General features: G+C 62.3%; 18 protein-coding genes. 9 read left to right on the forward strand and 9 right to left on the reverse strand.

Annotated features, from left to right (window positions below):
• Positions 1 to 7 precede the first annotated feature (7 nt).
• Together phoB and FGL86_RS06590 are read right to left on the reverse strand one after the other, a co-directional pair.
• On the reverse strand, positions 8 to 703 hold the full coding sequence (gene phoB / locus FGL86_RS06585; RefSeq protein WP_147183833.1) for a phosphate regulon transcriptional regulator PhoB: 696 nt from the start codon (positions 701 to 703) through the stop codon (positions 8 to 10).
• 122 nt (positions 704 to 825) lie between these two features.
• Positions 826 to 1,080, reverse strand: a complete 255-nt coding sequence (locus FGL86_RS06590) for a SlyX family protein (RefSeq protein WP_246131749.1) — start codon at positions 1,078 to 1,080, stop codon at positions 826 to 828.
• A 162-nt stretch (positions 1,081 to 1,242) separates the two neighbouring features.
• Here FGL86_RS06590 and FGL86_RS18265 point away from each other — a divergent pair, with 162 nt between their 5' ends.
• Positions 1,243 to 1,710: a cold-shock protein gene (locus FGL86_RS18265; RefSeq protein ID WP_147183835.1), complete on the forward strand. Its 468-nt coding sequence runs from the start codon at positions 1,243 to 1,245 to the stop codon at positions 1,708 to 1,710.
• 49 nt (positions 1,711 to 1,759) lie between these two features.
• Here FGL86_RS18265 and FGL86_RS06600 read toward each other — a convergent pair whose 3' ends face one another.
• From FGL86_RS06600 to map, 7 genes are all read right to left on the reverse strand, one after another.
• On the reverse strand, positions 1,760 to 2,713 hold the full coding sequence (locus tag FGL86_RS06600; RefSeq protein ID WP_147183836.1) for a cation diffusion facilitator family transporter: 954 nt from the start codon (positions 2,711 to 2,713) through the stop codon (positions 1,760 to 1,762).
• A gap of 35 nt (positions 2,714 to 2,748) precedes the next feature.
• Positions 2,749 to 3,135, reverse strand: coding sequence for a hypothetical protein (locus tag FGL86_RS06605; RefSeq protein WP_186764487.1), 387 nt, complete (start codon positions 3,133 to 3,135; stop codon positions 2,749 to 2,751).
• Positions 3,135 to 4,301 carry a succinyl-diaminopimelate desuccinylase gene (gene dapE, locus FGL86_RS06610; RefSeq protein ID WP_147183838.1) on the reverse strand — a complete coding sequence of 389 codons (1,167 nt, stop codon included), beginning with the start codon at positions 4,299 to 4,301 and terminating at the stop codon, positions 3,135 to 3,137. The genes FGL86_RS06605 and dapE overlap by 1 nt, the downstream gene beginning before the upstream one ends.
• Entirely contained in the window at positions 4,288 to 5,313 is a 1,026-nt protein-coding gene (dapD, locus tag FGL86_RS06615) for a 2,3,4,5-tetrahydropyridine-2,6-dicarboxylate N-succinyltransferase (protein ID WP_147183839.1), read from the reverse strand. Before dapD ends, dapE begins: the two co-directional genes overlap by 14 nt.
• A 53-nt stretch (positions 5,314 to 5,366) precedes the next feature.
• Positions 5,367 to 6,560, reverse strand: a complete 1,194-nt coding sequence (gene dapC, locus FGL86_RS06620; RefSeq protein WP_147183840.1) for a succinyldiaminopimelate transaminase — start codon at positions 6,558 to 6,560, stop codon at positions 5,367 to 5,369.
• A 111-nt stretch (positions 6,561 to 6,671) separates the two neighbouring features.
• Positions 6,672 to 9,359, reverse strand: a complete 2,688-nt coding sequence (locus tag FGL86_RS06625) for a [protein-PII] uridylyltransferase (protein ID WP_147183841.1) — start codon at positions 9,357 to 9,359, stop codon at positions 6,672 to 6,674.
• A 1-nt stretch (position 9,360) separates the two neighbouring features.
• On the reverse strand, positions 9,361 to 10,152 hold the full coding sequence (map, locus tag FGL86_RS06630) for a type I methionyl aminopeptidase (RefSeq protein ID WP_147183842.1): 792 nt from the start codon (positions 10,150 to 10,152) through the stop codon (positions 9,361 to 9,363).
• 304 nt (positions 10,153 to 10,456) lie between these two features.
• On the opposite strand from map, the gene rpsB reads away from it, so the two are divergent.
• The 8 genes from rpsB to rseP all read left to right on the forward strand — a co-directional run bounded on the left by rpsB (position 10,457) and on the right by rseP (position 17,823).
• Positions 10,457 to 11,188: a 30S ribosomal protein S2 gene (rpsB, locus tag FGL86_RS06635; RefSeq protein ID WP_147183843.1), complete on the forward strand. Its 732-nt coding sequence runs from the start codon at positions 10,457 to 10,459 to the stop codon at positions 11,186 to 11,188.
• Between the two features lie 136 nt (positions 11,189 to 11,324).
• Entirely contained in the window at positions 11,325 to 12,194 is an 870-nt protein-coding gene (tsf, locus tag FGL86_RS06640) for a translation elongation factor Ts (RefSeq protein ID WP_147183844.1), read from the forward strand.
• A gap of 110 nt (positions 12,195 to 12,304) precedes the next feature.
• Positions 12,305 to 13,105 carry a UMP kinase gene (pyrH, locus tag FGL86_RS06645; protein ID WP_246131750.1) on the forward strand — a complete coding sequence of 267 codons (801 nt, stop codon included), beginning with the start codon at positions 12,305 to 12,307 and terminating at the stop codon, positions 13,103 to 13,105.
• A 4-nt stretch (positions 13,106 to 13,109) separates the two neighbouring features.
• Positions 13,110 to 13,667, forward strand: a complete 558-nt coding sequence (gene frr / locus FGL86_RS06650) for a ribosome recycling factor (RefSeq protein WP_147183845.1) — start codon at positions 13,110 to 13,112, stop codon at positions 13,665 to 13,667.
• Between the two features lie 32 nt (positions 13,668 to 13,699).
• The gene (gene uppS, locus FGL86_RS06655) at positions 13,700 to 14,458 is read left to right on the forward strand and encodes a polyprenyl diphosphate synthase (RefSeq protein ID WP_147183846.1); all 759 of its coding nucleotides are present in this window, start codon (positions 13,700 to 13,702) and stop codon (positions 14,456 to 14,458) included.
• Positions 14,451 to 15,248 carry a phosphatidate cytidylyltransferase gene (locus tag FGL86_RS06660; protein WP_147183847.1) on the forward strand — a complete coding sequence of 266 codons (798 nt, stop codon included), beginning with the start codon at positions 14,451 to 14,453 and terminating at the stop codon, positions 15,246 to 15,248. The genes uppS and FGL86_RS06660 overlap by 8 nt, the downstream gene beginning before the upstream one ends.
• Positions 15,249 to 15,268: 20 nt before the next feature.
• Positions 15,269 to 16,468 carry a 1-deoxy-D-xylulose-5-phosphate reductoisomerase gene (ispC, locus tag FGL86_RS06665; protein ID WP_246131751.1) on the forward strand — a complete coding sequence of 400 codons (1,200 nt, stop codon included), beginning with the start codon at positions 15,269 to 15,271 and terminating at the stop codon, positions 16,466 to 16,468.
• Positions 16,468 to 17,823, forward strand: a complete 1,356-nt coding sequence (gene rseP, locus FGL86_RS06670) for a sigma E protease regulator RseP (RefSeq protein ID WP_147183848.1) — start codon at positions 16,468 to 16,470, stop codon at positions 17,821 to 17,823. Before ispC ends, rseP begins: the two co-directional genes overlap by 1 nt.
• Positions 17,824 to 17,935: the final 112 nt, after the last annotated feature.

The following is a 17,935-nucleotide window of genomic DNA, read 5'->3' on the forward strand; positions in this document are numbered from 1 at the left end:
TTGTAAGTCAGTGGCGGTTCGATGCCGAGAAGCGATAGCCGGTACCACGCACGGTCTGGATCAGCGCGTCGTGACGCGGCCCCAGCGCCTTGCGCAGGCGGCGGATATGCACGTCCACGGTGCGTTCCTCGATATACACATTGCCGCCCCACACCTGATCCAGCAGTTGACCGCGGGTATAGGCACGTTCCTGATGAGCCATGAAGAACTGCAGGAGGCGAAACTCCGTGGGGCCCAGTTCCAGCTCCTGGTCACCGGAGAAGATGCGATGGCTGACCGGATCCAGGGTCAGGCCGTCCACGGTGATCGCTTTCTCGATACCCTCCGGGGTGCTCCGGCGCAGCACCGCCTTGAGTCGCGCCATCAGCTCCCGAGGCGAGAAAGGCTTGGTGACGTAGTCGTCGGCGCCGGCCTCGAGCCCCTGGATCTTGCTGTCTTCCTCACTCCTGGCGGTCAGCAGAACGATGGGAAGTTCTCGGGTGGCCGGGTCCTGCTTGAGTCGTTTCGCCAGTTGCACACCGCTGGTGCCGGGCAGCATCCAATCGAGGAGCACCAGATCGGGGCGGTGATCGACGATGACGGCGTGGGCATCCTGGGCGTTGGCGGCCTCGAGATATTGATAGCCGTCCAGCTCGAGGGCCAGGGCAATCATGTCGCGAATCGCCGCCTCGTCATCGACGATAAGCACGGTCTTGGCGGTCATAGTCATCTCTGTCGTCGCTATCGAATCAGTGATTGTTGTATTGTTGCCGCACCATTACAGCGCAGTTAGATGACAAAATCATGACGCCATCGATCAGGGGTCGACCGGCTTCGGGGTCGCTCTTAATAGTGCGGCGGCGTTTCATCCCGGGGTTGAAACTCGCCATCATGACTCGCCAGCGCCTGCTGCTGTTCCCGTAGGCGTTGGCGCAGCAGTTCTCCCAGCCGCTCGAGGGTTTCCAGCCGTCGGTGCTGATCCGTCAAGGTCTTGTCCAGCGCGTCCAGCCAGTGTTCCTGGTAGGCCAGGCGGCTTTCCAGATCAATGAGTCGCGCTTCCAGTCGAGCCTCCCGGGAGGCGAGCGAGTCCCGGTTCGTCATGCTAGAATCCGCAGGTTGCGTATCATCGTTCATCGCGACACCGTCGTGAGTTAAAGCCGATACCCGCACGCCTTCTTGCCTGTGGGTATTTTCATGTCATTGACTTGTTTCATCCGTCATCCATTGCCTGACCGACTGGCATAACAAGAGATTTCGAGGTCCATGAATTTCAAGGTCTTGCTTCGCTGCATCTTAATCAGTTTATTGTTTTGCGCGCCGGCCCCCCTGTTGATCGCGCTGTTCGTTTCCTTCATTGGCGGCGAGCTGTCTCGGGAGCTGTTCATCGGTCTCGTCGAGGTCGACGGTATCGTCACGCTATATCTGACCACGGCGCTGGCGGTCTTCGTGGTGCTGTTTTTCGCCACCCTGGCGCTGAATCTGTTGACGCCGAAGCTGGTCAATCTGGCGGAAGTCGAGAACGACGATCGGGAGATCGGCGAGGTCAAATGGTTCAACGTCAACAAGGGCTACGGTTTCATTACCGGCGATAACGGCGAGGATGTGTTCGTGCACTTTCGCGCCATTCGCGGTCGCGGTCACCGTACCCTGGCGGAAGGCCAGAAGGTGCGCTACTATGTGACCGAAAACGAGCGCGGGTTGCAGGCGGACGACGTCACCGTCATCACCTGATCCGCTGCGGTTCATGCTGGCGCCCCGACAGGTTCGGGGCGTTTTCGTTTTATTCGGGGGCCTTTTGTTTGGATGCAGTGCCGGGCAGCTCGTCGACGCCGCGTCTCGCCTCCGCCTCGACGAAGACCCGCTTGATCGCCGCGTGCTCGCGCTTGATGCGGCGGTCAAGCGTGACGATGGCGTTCTCGATACGCTCCGCGGGAGTGCCACGGACGAAGCGCACGCTTAGGGTCACCAGAATATAGTCCGGCCCCATGTGCATGGTCAGCACCTCGTTGACCTCTTCCACCTCGTTCGCCGCCTTCGCCAGCCGGCGAATGTCCTCCACCACGGCACGATTGGCGCTTTCGCCGATCAAGAGGCCCTTGGTCTCGATGGCCAGCCAGATGGCGGTGCCACCGAGAATCAGCCCGATGACCAAGGAGGCGATACCGTCGAAAATCGGGTTGCCGGTCCACTGGCTCAGCGCCACGCCGGCAAGCGCGGCGAGCAGGCCCAGAAGCGCGGCGGAATCCTCGAACACCACCACGAAGGTAGATGGGTCCTTGGCCCGGTGCACCGCTTCCACGTAGCTCCATTTGCCTTTGGCCTTGCGGAAGCTGTTGAGGGCGAAGGCCCAGGAGGCGCCCTCGAATAGAACTCCCAGCCCCAGCACCACATAGTTGACCAGCGGCGACTCGATAGGGGTGGGTGAGAGAATATGAATGACGCCTTCGTAGAGGGAAACCCCGGAGCCGATGGCAAAGATCAGCAGTGCCACCACGAAGCTCCAGAAATATACCTCCTGGCCGTGGCCGAAGGGAAACTCCGGGCTGGCCGGGCGTTTCGCGCGATGCAGTCCCAGTAACAGCAGTCCTTGGTTGCCCGTGTCCACCACAGAGTGGATGCCTTCCGAAAGCATGGCTGAGCTTCCGGTGATGGCGGCGGCGACGAATTTGGTCACCGCAATCGCCAGGTTGCCCGCCAGCGCGGCATAGATCACCGCCTTGGATTCCTTTGCCATGAGAGTCACTTCCTTGTGTTGATCGGTTGAACCAGCTAACGCCCCGAATCCGGCCAGTCTATGGCATCTTCCTCGCCGTTCGGCAGGACTCGCCAGAAACGGTCCGGGTTGTCTCCTGGCTGCCAGCCGCCCAGGGAGCAGCGCACCTCACAGCCTAGCTGCCTGGCGGCCTCCCGGGCGCAATCCACGTCTCGTGGCCAAGGGGTCGCGCCGCTGTCCAGCCAGAGGCTGGCGAAGCCGTCCGCGGCGCGCTCCATCAGCAGGATCGGTATCGTCTTGCCGGCGATCCGGCCAGTGGCTCGCCACTTGTACTTACCGACGGCCTCCAGCGGCGGCGCATCCAGCGTCTCGCCGAGCCAGGCATTCAGGGCCTCGATCGGCGCTTCGGCCAGATAGATTTCGATATCCGGATAACGCTGCATCAAAGGCACTCCTTAAGGAACAGGCGCTCGAGGATGGCGACGTAGATATCGCTCAGGCGATCCAGGTCCGCGGCGCGAACCCGCTCGTCGATCTTGTGGATGGTGGTGTTGAGCGGACCGAGTTCCACCACCTGGGCGCCCAGGGTGGCGATGAAGCGGCCGTCCGAGGTGCCGCCGGCGGTGGAAAGCGTCGGTCGCCGCCCGGTAACGGCTTCGACCCCGGCCAGGGCGGCATCCACCAGCTCGCCCTCGGCGGTGAGGAAGGGCTCGCCGTTGAGGGTCCAGTCCAGGTGGTAGTCGAGGCCGTGGGCATCGAGCAGCCGATGAGTACGCTCCTTCAACTGCTCGTGGGTGACTTCCGTTGAGTAGCGAAAGTTGAAGACCGCTTCCAGTTCGCCGGGAATCACGTTGGTGGCTCCGGTGCCGGCGCGGATATTGGAAATCTGCAGGCTGGTGGCGGGAAAGAAGGCGTTGCCGTCGTCCCAGTGTTCCCGAGTCAGGGCGTCCAGCGCCGGCGCCGTTTCGTGGATCGGGTTGCGCGCCAGCTGCGGATAGGCCACATGGCCCTGAATGCCCTGAACCCGCAGCACGCCGCCCAGGGAGCCACGTCGCCCATTCTTGATCATGTCACCGATATATCGGGTCGAAGACGGCTCGCCGACGATGCAGTAGTCCAGCCGTTCGTTAGCTTCCCGCAGGTGTTCCACCACCGCCCGGGTGCCGTCCACCGCCGGGCCTTCCTCGTCCGAGGTGATCAGGAAGGCGAGTCTTCCGGGGTGATCCGGATGGGCATCGATGAAACGCTCCACCGCGGTGATCATCGCCGCCAGGCTGCCTTTCATGTCCGCGGCGCCGCGACCGCAGAGCATGCCCTGGCTGTCGATACGCGGTTCGAAGGGCGGATACTGCCACTGGGTTTCCGGGCCGCTGGGCACCACGTCCGTGTGGCCGGCGAAGGCCAGTATCGGGCCGTGATGGCCACGCATTGCCCAGAAGTTTTCCACGTCGCCGAAGGGCAGGCGTTCGATGCGAAACCCCAGCCGCTCGAGACGCTCTATCATCAGCGCCTGGCAGCCGGCGTCGTCCGGGGTCACCGAGGGCCGCCGAATCAGGTCCATGGCAAGCCGCAGCGTGGCGGACAGGCCGTCGGGCTCAGTCGTTGGCATGCAGCGCCTCGTTGAGGGCGACGGCGCTCTTGTTGGTCAGGCACTCTATGCGCCCGCTGACGGAGTTGCGCCTAAGCAGCAGGTCGTCCTGATTGGCTAGCTCCCGGGCGACCACGGTCTCGACTTCCTGGCCCTGGTCGTCGAGCACCGCCACCTTGGCCCCGGCGGTGACGTAGAGCCCGGATTCCACGGTGCAGCGGTTGCCCAGGGGAATGCCGATACCCGCGTTGGCGCCGATCAGACAGCCTTCGCCGACCTTGATGACGATATTGCCGCCGCCGGACAGGGTGCCCATGGTGGAGCAGCCGCCACCCAGGTCAGAACCCTTGCCCACCATCACCCCGGCGGAGATACGGCCCTCGATCATGCCCGGGCCTTCCGCGCCGGCGTTGAAGTTGACGAAGCCTTCGTGCATCACCGTGGTGCCCTCGCCGAGATAGGCCCCCAGGCGCACTCGGGCGGTATCGCCGATGCGCACGCCCTTGGGCACCACGTAGTCCGCCATCTTGGGGAACTTGTCGACGCAGTCCACGCTGATATGGCGGCCTTCCAGCCGCGCCTTGAGCCGCCGTGCCGGCAGTTCCTCGATATCGATGGGGCCTTCGCTGGTCCAGGCGACGTTACGCAAGAGTCCGAACATGCCGGTCAGATCCAGGTCATGGGGCTTGACCAGCCGATGGGAGAGCAGGTGCAGCTTGAGGTACACCTCCGGCGCGCTTTGCGGGGGCAGGTCGTTTTCCAGGAACATGGCCACCAGCGGGCGCTGGGCATTGGCGAAGGTTTCCGCCAGTTCCGCCTGATCAGAGTGGCCGGCGTCCTTGAGCGCCTGGGCCAGATCGGCGCAGTGCTCCGGCAGGAAGCTGATCGCCGCATTGCCGGAAGGGGCGTCCAGGGTCTTGCGGGCCGCTTCGACAAGCGAGCCGTCGGGTTCGAAGATCGGCGCCGGATAGTAGATTTCCAGCCAGTCGCCTTGGGTATTCTGGGTGCCGGTACCGAGAGCGAAGCTCAGCATGGGAATGTCCTCTTGAAGGGTTCTTGAATGGTTCTTGAACAATAGAAATGGAATCAGCGATCGATGAAGCGACGAATACGCCGAGCGGCTTCAATAGTGGCTTCAAGCTCCGCCACCAGGGCCAGGCGAACCCGCCCGGCGCCGGGGTTGATGCCCTGGGCGTTGGCTCGCCCCATGTAGGCCCCGGGCAGCACCGCGACGTTTTCCTCGGCGCAAAGCTTTTGAGCAAAGGCTTCGTCATCGCCGCCGGGCACCGCCGGCCACAGGTAAAAACTCGCGCGTGGCCTGGGAAAATCCATCACCGGGGCAAGAATTTCGCCTACGGCGGCAAACTTTTCTCGATAGGCGTCCCGGTTGGCCTTGACGTGGGCTTCGTCCTGCCAGGCGCTGATCGAGGCGTGTTGCAGCGGCAGCGACATGGCGCAGCCGTGATAGGTGCGATAGCGCTTGAAGGGAGCGATCAGGCGCTCATCACCCGCGACGAAGCCGGAGCGTAGCCCGGGCAGGTTCGAGCGCTTGGAAAGGGAGTGAAACACCAGACAGCGGCGATAATCGTGACGACTCAGTGCCGCACAGGCCTGCAGCAGCCCCGGGGGCGGCGCGGCCTCGTCGAGATAGAGCTCGGAATAGCATTCGTCGGAGGCGACGATGAAATCGAATTCGTCCGCCAGCTCGATCAGCCGCTTGAAGTCTTCCATGGGAGTGACCGCGCCGCTGGGGTTGCCCGGGGAGCAGACGAATACCAACTGCACGTCTCGCCAGGTGGACGGCGTCACGCTGTCCAGATCCATGCGAAAGTCCTGCTCCGCGGTGCAATCCAGATACAGGGGTTTGCCTCCGGCCAACAGCGTGGCCCCTTCGTAGATCTGATAGAAGGGATTGGGCATCGCCACTCGGGCCGGTCGCGAGCGGTCCAGCGCTGCCTGGGCGAAGGCGAAGATCGCCTCCCGGGTGCCGTTGACCGGCAGCACCTGAGCGGCGGGATCTAGACCGGTCAGATCAAAACGGCGGGTCGCCCAGTCGGCGATCGCCTGGCGCAGCTCGGGAAGTCCGGCGATGGCGGGATAGCGGGCGAAGTCCGCCTGATGACGGTGCAGGATCTCGAGCACTCGGGCGGGCGGTGCGTGCTGCGGCTCGCCGATGGTCAGGCTGATAAAAGAACGATCCGTTGGCGGGGCGACGCTTCGCATCAGCTTCGCGAGCTTTTCGAAGGGATAGGGCTGCAGGGCGTCGAGATCCGGGTTCATGAGCGTCTGGCGGTTATCGTTATTGGAAAGGGCGTCATGCCAAGCATATATAGACTTGGGCGCGGCGAACCCTGGATTATAGGGAAGCGCGCCGGGGGTCACAAACCGGCCCTAGACACTCAGCACCTCGATCAGCTGCTGGCGCAGTCGCTCCTGATGCTCCGGATCGGTAAGCGGCCGGCCGTTCTTCAGGATGATGAAGAAGACGTCCTCGACTCGTTCTCCGAGAGTGGCGATCTTGGCAGCGGAAAGGGCGATATCCTGCTCCATGAAGATGCGCCCGACCCGAGCCAGGAGGCCGGGGCGATCCGGGGCAATCAGCTCGAGCATGGTGCGCTCGTTGGCCGGGTCCTGCTCGATGGCAACTCGGGTAGCCACCTTGAAATGCTTGAGCTGGCGCGGCGTGTGACGGGTGACGATGCGCGGATAGTCGTCCGGGTCGTCGAGTTCCTCCACCAGATGATGGCGAATCTCCTCGAGGCGTTCGCGATCGCGGATTACCTGGCCCCACTGATCAAGCACGATGAAGGTATTGAGGGTCCAGTCGTTGCTGGAGGTGGCAATACGAGCATCGTGAATCGACAGCCCGAGCTCGTCCAGGGCCGCGGCGGTGGCGGCGAACAGATCGTCCACGGAGCGGGTATGGATGAAGATCTTGACGCCGCCCTCGGCCATGTCGTCAGTGGGGGCGTTGATCAGTACCAGCGGAAGCGTCGAGCCGGGAGCCGAGTTCTGGTGAGCCAGAATGCCCTGAGTCTGCCAGGCGATCTCGCTGGCGGTGTACTGCAGGAAATAGTCGTCACCCAGGGTATGCCACAGGCGTTCGATGCGTGCCTGCTCGGCACCCAGGTTGCTGAGCAGGGCCAGAGCTTCCGCTCGAGTTTCGCTGATCCAGTCGTCTCGATCCAGTGGGTTGTCCAGCCCTCGGCGCAGGGCACGCTTGGTTTCCGCGTGCAGTTGGCGTAAAAGTGATGCCCGCCAGCTATTCCACAGAGATGGATTGGTGGCGTTGATATCCGCCACGGTCAGCACGAAGAGATAGTCCAGGCTGATCTCATCGCGCATCTGACTGGCGAAGTCGCGAATCACCTCCGGGTCGGTAATATCCCGCTTCTGCGAGACCTTCGACATCAATAGATGATTCTCCACCAGCCAGGTCACCAGCCTGGTGTCCTGGGGGGACAGGCCGTGACGCTCGCAGAAGTCCCGGGCGTCCACCGCTCCCAGCAGGGAATGATTGCCACCGCGGCCCTTGCCGATATCGTGGTACAGTCCGGCGATCCACAGCAGTTCGAGCTTGGGCAGCTGATGCACCAGCACCGAGGCGATCTGGAATTTCTCGCGTCCTTCCGGGCGGCGAAAGCACTGCACGAAGGCCAGCAGGCGCAGGGTATGGGCGTCCACGGTATAGATATGGAACAGATCGTGCTGCATCAGCCCCACCGCCTGACCGAATTCCGGCAGATACTTGCCCAGCACCCCGTAGCGATTCATGCGCTGCAGCTGGCGGGGCACGTTGCCGCCGGAGCGCAATAGCTCCAGAAACAGCCCTTGATGGCGCAGGTCGTCCCGGAACAGGTCGTCGATCAGATGGCGGTGATCGCGGATCAGGCGAATGGTCGAGGCGCGCACCCCGTCGATTTCCGGGTGCTGCGCCATCAGCAGGAACAGCTCGAGCAGGGCGGCGGGGGTCTCGCGGAAGATATGCGGATGACGTGCCTGGATATAGCCGCCCTTGACCTCGAAGCGGTCGTTGAGCGGTTTGATCGTCAGCGCCTCGCCGCCACGCAGGATGACCTCGTCGAAATGCTGCAGCAGCATGTCGTTGAGGCCGGCCAGGGCAGTGACGTGGCGATAATAGCGTTTCATGAACTGCTCTACCGCCAGGCGTTCCGGGGTGTCCCGGTAGCCGAACAGCTTGGCGATGGCGCGCTGATGGTCGAACTGCAGGCGGTCCTCCGCGCGACCGGTCAGCATGTGCAGGGCGTAGCGCACCTGCCACAGAAACGCCTGGCCCTGGCTGAGGATGCGAAGCTCCGCGTCGTTCATGAAACCCTTGTCCACTACCTCCTCGTAGCGCAGTGGCCCGAAGTGACGCTTGGCCACCCAGCCGATCATCTGAATGTCCCTGAGCCCGCCGGGAGAGCTCTTGATGTTGGGCTCCAGGTGATACTCGGAGTTGTTGAAGCGCCGATGGCGGGCGATCTGTTCCTGCCACTTGGCTTCGAAGAAATCCTTGGCGGGCCACAGGCGGTCCGTGGACAGGCGTTCCAGCATGGCATCCCGCAGCGTCTCCGGGCCCACCAGAGTACGGGTCTCCACCAGGTTGGTGATGACCGTGATGTCGCTTTCGGCTTCGCGTTCGCAGTCATCAAGCGAGCGAACGCTGTGGCCGATTTCCAGGCCGATATCCCAGAGGAGAGTGATGAAAGCGGTCAATGATTCTCGATAGGGCGTATCGTCATCGCCTTTCAGCAGCACCATCAGATCGATGTCCGAATGCGGGTGCAGTTCTCCCCGACCGTAGCCGCCCACGGCGAGCAGGGCGATGCCGTCGTCGCTCCAGTCATGCAGCTGCCAGGCGATCTCGAGCAACTGATCCACGCACCAGGCGCGGCCGTACACCAGGTCGCGAATGTCCGCGCCGGCGCGAAAGCGTTCATCCAGGCGGGTCTGGATGCGGCTCAGAGCCTCCTTGAAGGGCGCCACCGGGGAGCGGCTGCCCGCCAGCTCGGCGCGAAATGCCTCGAGATTCAGCAGGCTTTCGTCCGGTACGAAACGATAGTGATGTAGCAGCATGTCAGCCTTCCAGGAAGGAAAGGTCTTCCTCGCCCCGAGCGGTGAGCACCTCGACGCCGCTTTCCGTCACCAGCAGGGTGTGCTCCCACTGGGCGGACAGGCTCTTGTCCTTGGTGACCGCGGTCCAGCCGTCCCGCAGTACCTTGGTACGGTAGCCGCCGACGTTGATCATCGGTTCGATGGTGAAGCACATGCCCGGCGCCAGGGCGATATCCGCTTCCGGGGCGTAGCCGTCGTAGTGCAGCACCTGAGGCTCCTCATGAAAGCCGGCGCCGATGCCGTGGCCGCAGAAATCCCTCACCACGCTGTAACCGCTGGCCTCCGCGTGATGCTGAATGACCCGGGCCAGCTCGGAAAGCCGCACCCCGGGTTTGACCAGCGCCATGCTCTTGTAGAGGCATTCTTGGGTAACGCGGCACAGTCTTTCGCCCTGAATCGATTCGCCGATCACGAACATCATGCTGGAATCGCCGTGATAGCCCTCCGCGGTCTTCACGGTGATGTCGATATTCATGATGTCGCCCCTCTTGAGGGCCTTCCTGTCGTCCGGGATGCCGTGACACACCACGTGGTTGATGGAGGTGCAGATCGACTTGGGAAAGCCGTGGTAGTTCAGCGGCGCCGGGGTGGAACCCAGCTCGTCGACGATGAAATCATGGCAGAGTCGATCCAGTTCGCCGGTGGTGACGCCGGCTTGAACGTGGGGCGCCAGCATTTCGAACACGCGGGCGGCCTGGCGACCGGCTTCGCGCATCTTGTGGATTTCATCCGCGGTCTTGATGGGAACGTTCATGGAATCTCGTGTCTGAAGAAGGGAGTGAAGCGTCGTCGTTAAAACCCTCCGAGGATGGAGGACGAGGGCGCGGTCGCTTCATCTTGGCATCGAACTATGGTATAAAGCTGCGCGCCAACCTGCAAACCTTCCTCGTGAAACCGTGTTTCCTTTATTGCGAAAGCGAGTTTCGCGCCTTGCGGCACGGCGAAATGCCTTAAAAACACACATGCACCGACACATGGTCCCGGGTGCCGTGGGTTGTCGCCCGCGGTCGGATCCATGGGGTGTATGGAGGCCTAACCCGATTCATCAGGAGTCATCCATGGCACAAGTCAACATGCGTGACCTGCTCAAGGCAGGCGCTCACTTCGGTCACCAGACCAAGTACTGGAATCCCAAGATGAGCAAGTACATCTTCGGGGCGCGCAACAAGATTCACATCATCAATCTCGAACATACCCTGCCGGCGCTCAACGACGCCCTCGGCGTGGTCGAGAAGATGGCTGCTTCCAACAACAAGATCCTGTTCGTCGGCACCAAGCGCGCCGCCAGCAAGATCATCAAGGAAGAAGCCACCCGGGCGGGGCAGCCTTTCGTCAACCATCGCTGGTTGGGCGGCATGTTGACCAACTACAAGACCATTCGTCAGTCCATCAAGCGTCTGCGCGAACTCGAAGCGATGCGTGAAGACGGCACCTTCGAGAAGCTGACCAAGAAAGAAGTACTGATGGCAACCCGCGAGCACGACAAGCTCGAGCGTTCCATCGGCGGTATCAAGGATATGGGCGGCCTGCCGGACGCGCTATTCGTGATCGACGTGGATCATGAGCGCATCGCCATCAACGAAGCCAACAAGCTGGGCATTCCGGTGATCGGCGTGGTGGACACCAACTCCGATCCGGATGGTGTCGACTACGTGATTCCCGGCAACGATGACTCCATCCGCGCCATTCAAATCTACGTTCAGGCCATCGCTGGCGCCTGCTCCAAGGCGAAAGAAGAACGTCCGGACGAGTTCGTCGAAGTGACCGAGACCAACGAAGTCACCGAGTAACGCCCACGCCGCGGCTCCCAGGCGGATGGCAAGAGTGAATAGATAGACGAGGGGGCTTCGGCCCCCTTTTTCCCGTCGCCGAGCTGGCGCCGAGAATATCTTTTGTATATCGACGTTATTTTTAGAGGTTACTACCATGGCAGCTATCAGCGCGTCTCAGGTCAAGGAACTGCGCGAGCGCACCGGTCTCGGCATGATGGAGTGCAAGAAGGCGCTCACCGAGGCCGATGGCGATATCGACACCGCGATTGAAAACCTGCGCAAGAATTCCGGTCTCAAGGCCGCCAAGAAAGCCGGCCGCACAGCGGCGGAAGGCGCGGTCGTCACTCGCGTTGCCGAGGACGGCAAGATCGGCGTGATGGTCGAGATCAACTCCGAGACGGATTTTGTCTCTCGGGACGACAACTTCAAGGCCTTTGCCGAGAAAATTGCCGATGCTTTCTTCGACGCCAAGAGCGACGACGTGGCGGCGGTGATGGAGGGCGCTCTGGAGGAGGCTCGCCAGCAGCTGGTGCAGAAGATCGGCGAGAATATCAGCGTGCGGCGCAGCGCCGTCGTCGAGGCGCCGGAAGGCGGCCTGGTCGGTGAATACGTGCACGGTGGACGTATCGGCGTGTTGACCGTTCTCAAGGGCGGTGACACCCAGGTGGCCAAGGATGTCGCCATGCACGTGGCGGCAATCAATCCGGCGGTAGCGCATCCCGAGGACATGCCTCAGGAGCAGCTTGACAAGGAAAAGGCCATCATCCTGGCTCAGCCGGACATGGCCGGCAAGCCGGAGCAGATCGCCGAGAAGATGGTTCAGGGCCGCCTGAAGAAGTATCTGGCGGAAAACAGCCTGACCGAGCAGCCCTTCGTCAAGGATCCCAACCAGTCCGTGGCGCAGTATGCCAAGACCGCTGGTGGCGAGGTTGTCGGCTTCACGCGCTTTGAAGTGGGCGAAGGCATCGAGAAGGAAGAAGTCGATTTCGCCAAGGAAGTCATGGAGCAGGCGCGTCGTAGCTAAGGCGTGATGCGATGAACGACGATGGCGTGCGCATTGCGCACGCCATCGCGTATCCGGCCAGCGCCAGATTCTTGCTTGATCCGCCCCGATCCTTTTTTCAGGAGATGTCCATGCCAGCCTTCCCCGACCGGCCTTTTACGCCCATCGAATCCGCTGCCAAAAGCGGTTCCAGTACCAAGAGCGAGCGCGGCGCCAACAAGAGCAAGTACAAGCGTATTCTGCTCAAGCTTTCCGGCGAAGCCCTGACCGGCGACGCGGAGTTCGGCATCGATCCCAAGGTGCTCGATCGCATGGCGCTGGAAATCGGCCAACTGGTGGGTATCGGGGTCCAGGTGGGTATCGTGGTGGGGGGCGGCAATCTGTTTCGCGGCGCTGCCCTGCATGAGGCGGGCATGGATCGGGTCACCGGCGACCATATGGGGATGCTGGCCACGGTGATGAACGCCCTGGCCATGCGCGACGCCCTGGAACGTTCGAACATTCGCTCTCGGGTAATGTCGGCGATTCCCATGAGCGGGGTGGTCGAGCATTACGAACGTCGTACCGGGATACGTTATCTCACCGCCGGGGACGTGGTATTGTTTTCCGCCGGTACCGGCAATCCCTTCTTCACCACGGACTCCGCCGCTTGCCTGCGCGGCATCGAGATCGACGCTGACGTGGTGCTCAAGGCCACCAAGGTCGATGGTGTCTTCGACAAAGATCCCGCCCGTCATCCGGATGCCAGTCAGTACGACCATCTGACCTACGACGAAGTGCTGGACCAGAAGCTTGGGGTCATGGATTTGACCGCCATCTGTCTGGTACGTGACCATGACATGCCGGTGCGCGTGTTCAACATGAACAAGCCCGGCGCCCTGTTGAACCTGGTGATGGGCGGCAAGGAAGGCACCCTGATAGATAGAGGCTGACATCGTGATCGATGATATTCGAAAAGACGCGGAAAAACGCATGAAGAAGAGTCTGGAAGCCCTTCAGACCAACTTCCACAAGATTCGTACCGGGCGTGCCCATCCCAGCATCCTCGATGCGGTGATGGTGGACTATTACGGCAATCCCACGCCCATCAACCAGGTAGCCAGTGTCAATGTCGAGGACGCCCGCACCCTGTCCGTGGTGCCCTGGGAGCGATCCATGGTGCCCAAGGTCGAGAAAGCGATCATGACCGCGGACCTGGGGCTCAATCCCGCCACCGCGGGCAACGTGATTCGCGTACCTATGCCGATGCTCACCGAGGAAACCCGCAAGGGTTACATCAAGCAGGCACGAGGCGAGGCGGAAACTGCTCGGGTCGCCGTGCGCAACGTTCGCCGCGACGCCAACAACGACCTCAAGGCGCTGCAGAAGGACAAGGATATTTCCGAGGACGAGGAGCACCGGGGCACCGAGGCGATTCAGAAGCTGACGGACAAGTATATTGCCGAGATCGACAAGCTGCTGGAATCCAAGGAACATGACCTGATGCAGGTTTGATACCGCGTGCACGGCTCCTTATGCGAGACTCCATGACATCACCTCAGTCCTTTGATACACGCCGTCTCGTGGTGCCTCGTCACGTGGCGATCATCATGGATGGCAACAATCGCTGGGCCAAGGCAAGAGGACTTGCCGGCGTGCGCGGTCATCAGGCCGGCGTGAATTCGGTGCGCGCGGTGATTCAGCGCGCCGCGGAACGTGGCGTCGAGACCTTGACTCTGTTCGCCTTTTCCAGTGAAAACTGGAAGCGTCCCGCGGCGGAAGTCAGCGCCTTGATGGAGCTGTTTCTCTTTGCCCTCAAAAGGGAGGTCAGGAAGCTGCATCGCAACGGCATTCGGCTGACGGTCATCGGCGAGCGCAGCGGTTTTTCCGAGCAGATTCAAAAGCAGATCGCCCGGGCGGAAGCCCTGACCGCGAACAACCGCGCCATGCATCTGGTGGTGGCGGCGAACTACGGTGGACGCTGGGATATCGCTCAGGCTGCCAGACGTCTTGCAGAACGGGTCGACGCCGGCGAGCTCGATAGCTGCGATATCGACGAGCATAGCCTGCACGAGGAAACCTGTCTGGCCCAGGAATCACCGGTGGATCTGTGTATCCGCACCAGCGGCGAGCAGCGTATTTCCAACTTCATGCTCTGGCAGCTCGCCTACGCGGAGTTTTACTTCTCTCCTTTGCTCTGGCCGGATTTTGGCGCCCAGGCGTTCGACCAGGCCGTCGATGCCTACCTGCATCGTCAGCGCCGTTTCGGCATGACCCACGAACAGATCGAGTCGCAAGGTGCTTAAACAGCGAATCCTGACCGCCCTGATGCTGATTCCGATCGCACTATGGGGATTGTTCGGCCTGAGCGGCGGCGCCTTCGCGCTGTTCACCGGCGCGATCGTTGTACTGGCAGCCTGGGAATGGGCCAATCTGGCGGGGCATGTTTCATTCAAGTCTCAGGTGGTCTGGGCGCTGGTCTTTGCCGCGATAATGTTGAGCCTGTGGCTGACGGGTCTGGCGCACTCCGTATGGCTGCTGGGGCTGGCAGCGCCCGGCTGGCTGCTTAATCTTTACTGGGTGTTGAGCTATCCCGAACGCCAGCTTCATTGGTCGGGCCGCTGGCGGCGCATGCTGATGGGTGCCTGGGTACTGCTGCCCTGCTGGACAGGCTTTCTTCTCCTGCGTCAAAGCGGCGCCGAATGGCTGCTCTATGTGCTGCTGCTGGTATGGACCGCGGATACCGGCGCCTACTTCGCCGGACGCGCCTTTGGTCGTCGTAAACTGGCGCCGCAGGTCAGCCCCGGCAAGTCCTGGGAGGGGGTCTGGGGCGGCATGCTGGCGACAGTGGTGCTGGCAGTAGCCTTCGCCGTCTGGCAAAAGCTTGGCCTGGCGGCCAGTCTGCTGCTGATCGTCATCACTCTGGTGATCGCGCTGATATCGGTGCTCGGCGATCTGTTCGAGAGCATGCTCAAGCGGGTGCGCGGTATCAAGGACTCCAGCGCGCTGCTGCCGGGGCACGGCGGCGTCCTGGATCGTATCGACAGTCTGACCGCGGCGGTACCGATGTTTGCTCTGCTGAGACTGTTGTTATGACGACTGTTACGACAAGTGCCATGACGAGCCGGATGCAGACGGTAACGGTGCTGGGGTCTACCGGCTCCATCGGCACCAGCACGCTGGATGTCATCGCCCGCCATCCGGACCGCTACCGCGTTCACGCCTTGACGGCCCATCGTTCGAAGGAACGACTGTTCGAGCAGTGTTTGCGCCATCATCCTGCCCTGGCGGTGCTGGAAGACGAACAGGGCGCGGCCTGGCTGCGGAGCCGATGCCGGGACGCCGGACTGGCGACGGAAGTGGTTTCCGGTGCGCTGGCGTTGGAAGAAGTATCCCGGGCGCCGGAAGTCCAGGTGGTGATGGCGGCCATCGTCGGCGCCGCCGGATTGCTGCCGACCCTCGCCGCGGTAAAGGCCGGTAAACGGGTATTGCTCGCCAACAAGGAAGCGCTGGTGATGTCCGGCGCGCTGTTCATGGAAGCGGTGGAGCAGCACGAGGCGGTTTTATTGCCCATCGATTCCGAACATAACGCTATCTATCAGTGTCTACCGCGTGATCATCGCGGCGGTCTTGGACGTATCGGCGTTTCTCAGCTGCTGTTGACCGCTTCCGGCGGACCTTTCCTGGGCTGGCGGCGAGAGGAGCTTGTTCGAGTCACCCCGGAGCAGGCCTGCGCGCATCCCAACTGGCGCATGGGGCGCAAGATTTCCGTGGACAGCGCAACGTTGATGAACAAGGGGCTCGAGCTGATCGAGGCCTGCTGGCTGTTCGATACCGATCCGCAGCAGATTCAGGTGGTGGTGCACCCCCAGAGCGTGATCCATTCCATGGCCGCGTATCGGGACGGCTCCGTGCTGGCTCAGTTGGGCAACCCGGACATGCGCACCCCCATCGCCTTCGGGCTTTCCTGGCCGGAACGTATCGAGGCGGGTGTCGATCGGCTGGATCTTTTTGAAGTGGCCCGGCTGGATTTTCAGGCGCCGGATGAAGCGGCCTTTCCCTGCCTGCGCCTGGCACGTCAGGCCCAGGCCGCCGGCGGCACCGCCCCTGCGGTGCTCAACGCCGCCAACGAAGTGGCGGTGGAGGCCTTCCTGGCCGGGAAGCTGTCCTTCACCGGTATCGACGAACTGGTGAGGGATGTGCTCGACGACCGCGCGCCGCAATCCGCCAAGGAACTCGGGACGATACTGGAAGAGGATAAACGGGCGCGGGCGCTGGCCCGAGACCATCTGGCAAGATGGGGAGGAAACCGCTAATGGGTGTGATACAGAATATTCTCGCGGTCATCGTGGTGCTGGGTGTCTTGATCACCTTTCATGAATTCGGCCATTTCTGGGTAGCCCGGCGCTGCGGCGTCAAGGTGCTGCGCTTCTCCGTGGGCTTCGGTTCCCCCTTCTGGTCCCGCTACGACAAACACGGCACGGAGTTCGCTCTGGCGGCGATTCCCCTGGGCGGCTACGTCAAGATGCTCGACGAGCGGGAGGGCCCGGTGGACCCAAGCGAACAGCATCTGGCCTTCAATCGTCAGAGCGTCTGGAAGCGTATCGCCATCGTCTCCGCCGGTCCGCTGGCCAACTTTCTGCTGGCCATCGTTGCCTATTGGCTGATCTTCGTGGTGGGAACCACCACCGCCGCGCCGGTGGTGGGCAACGTCGCCCCGGATTCTCCCGCCGCTCGGGCCGGGCTCGAGCCTGGCCGGGAAATCGTCGCGATACAGAACGATCCGGTGCGCTCCTGGGAAGACATCAACCTCAAGCTGGTGGCGGCTATCGGCCTCAGCGGCGACCTGAGCGTCGCGACCCAGGCGTCCGGAGGCGCCGCCCGGGAATACCGCCTGCCGGTGGAAAACTGGATGGTGGGCCAGGATCCGCCTCGGCCCTTGGCGTCGCTCGGCATCACGCCCTGGCAACCGGATTACCCGGCGGTCATCGATCAGATCATGGAAGGCGAGGCCGCGGCACAGGCCGGGCTCGAGAGCGGCGATCGCATCGTGGAAGTAAATGGTGAGCCGATCGACGACTGGATGGCCTTCGTCGAGCGGATTCGCCAGAACCCGGGACAGCAGCTCGAGATCGAGATAGCCCGCAACGGTGAACGTCTGAATCGGACCCTGACCCCGGGCAGCCGCCGGCTCGACGATGGCGATACCATCGGTTATATCGGCGCCGGCGTGGCCCCGGTGCCCTGGCCGGAGGAATATCGGCGGGAGATTCGCTACGGTCCCGTCGCAGCGGTAGGGCAAGCATTTGCCCGCACCGGGGAAATGTCGCTTCTCACCCTGGATGCGATTCGCAAGATGATTCAGGGGCTGATTTCCCCCAGCAACCTTTCCGGTCCGATCACCATCGCTCGAGTGGCGGGAGAATCTGCCCGCAGCGGTTTCGAGAGCTTCGTCGGTTTCATGGCTTATCTCTCCATCAGCCTGGGGGTGCTCAACCTGTTGCCCATCCCGGTACTGGACGGCGGCCACCTGATCTATTACCTGGTGGAGGTAGTGCGCGGGCGGCCCGTCTCGGAACAGGCTCAGGCGCTAGGTCTGCGAGTCGGCCTGGTACTGGTGGGTGGCCTGATGATGATGGCGCTGTATTTCGATCTGATGCGGCTCTGGTAAGCGGGCTCGATTTACCTGGAAAGCCGTCGCTAGGCCGGTGACGTCATGCGTCGCCTGACAAGGGATTACGCGGCGTACCTTGTCAGCGGACCCTACAAATGGATAAGGTGCC

This window comes from Pistricoccus aurantiacus (assembly GCF_007954585.1).
Taxonomy (GTDB): domain Bacteria; phylum Pseudomonadota; class Gammaproteobacteria; order Pseudomonadales; family Halomonadaceae; genus Pistricoccus; species Pistricoccus aurantiacus.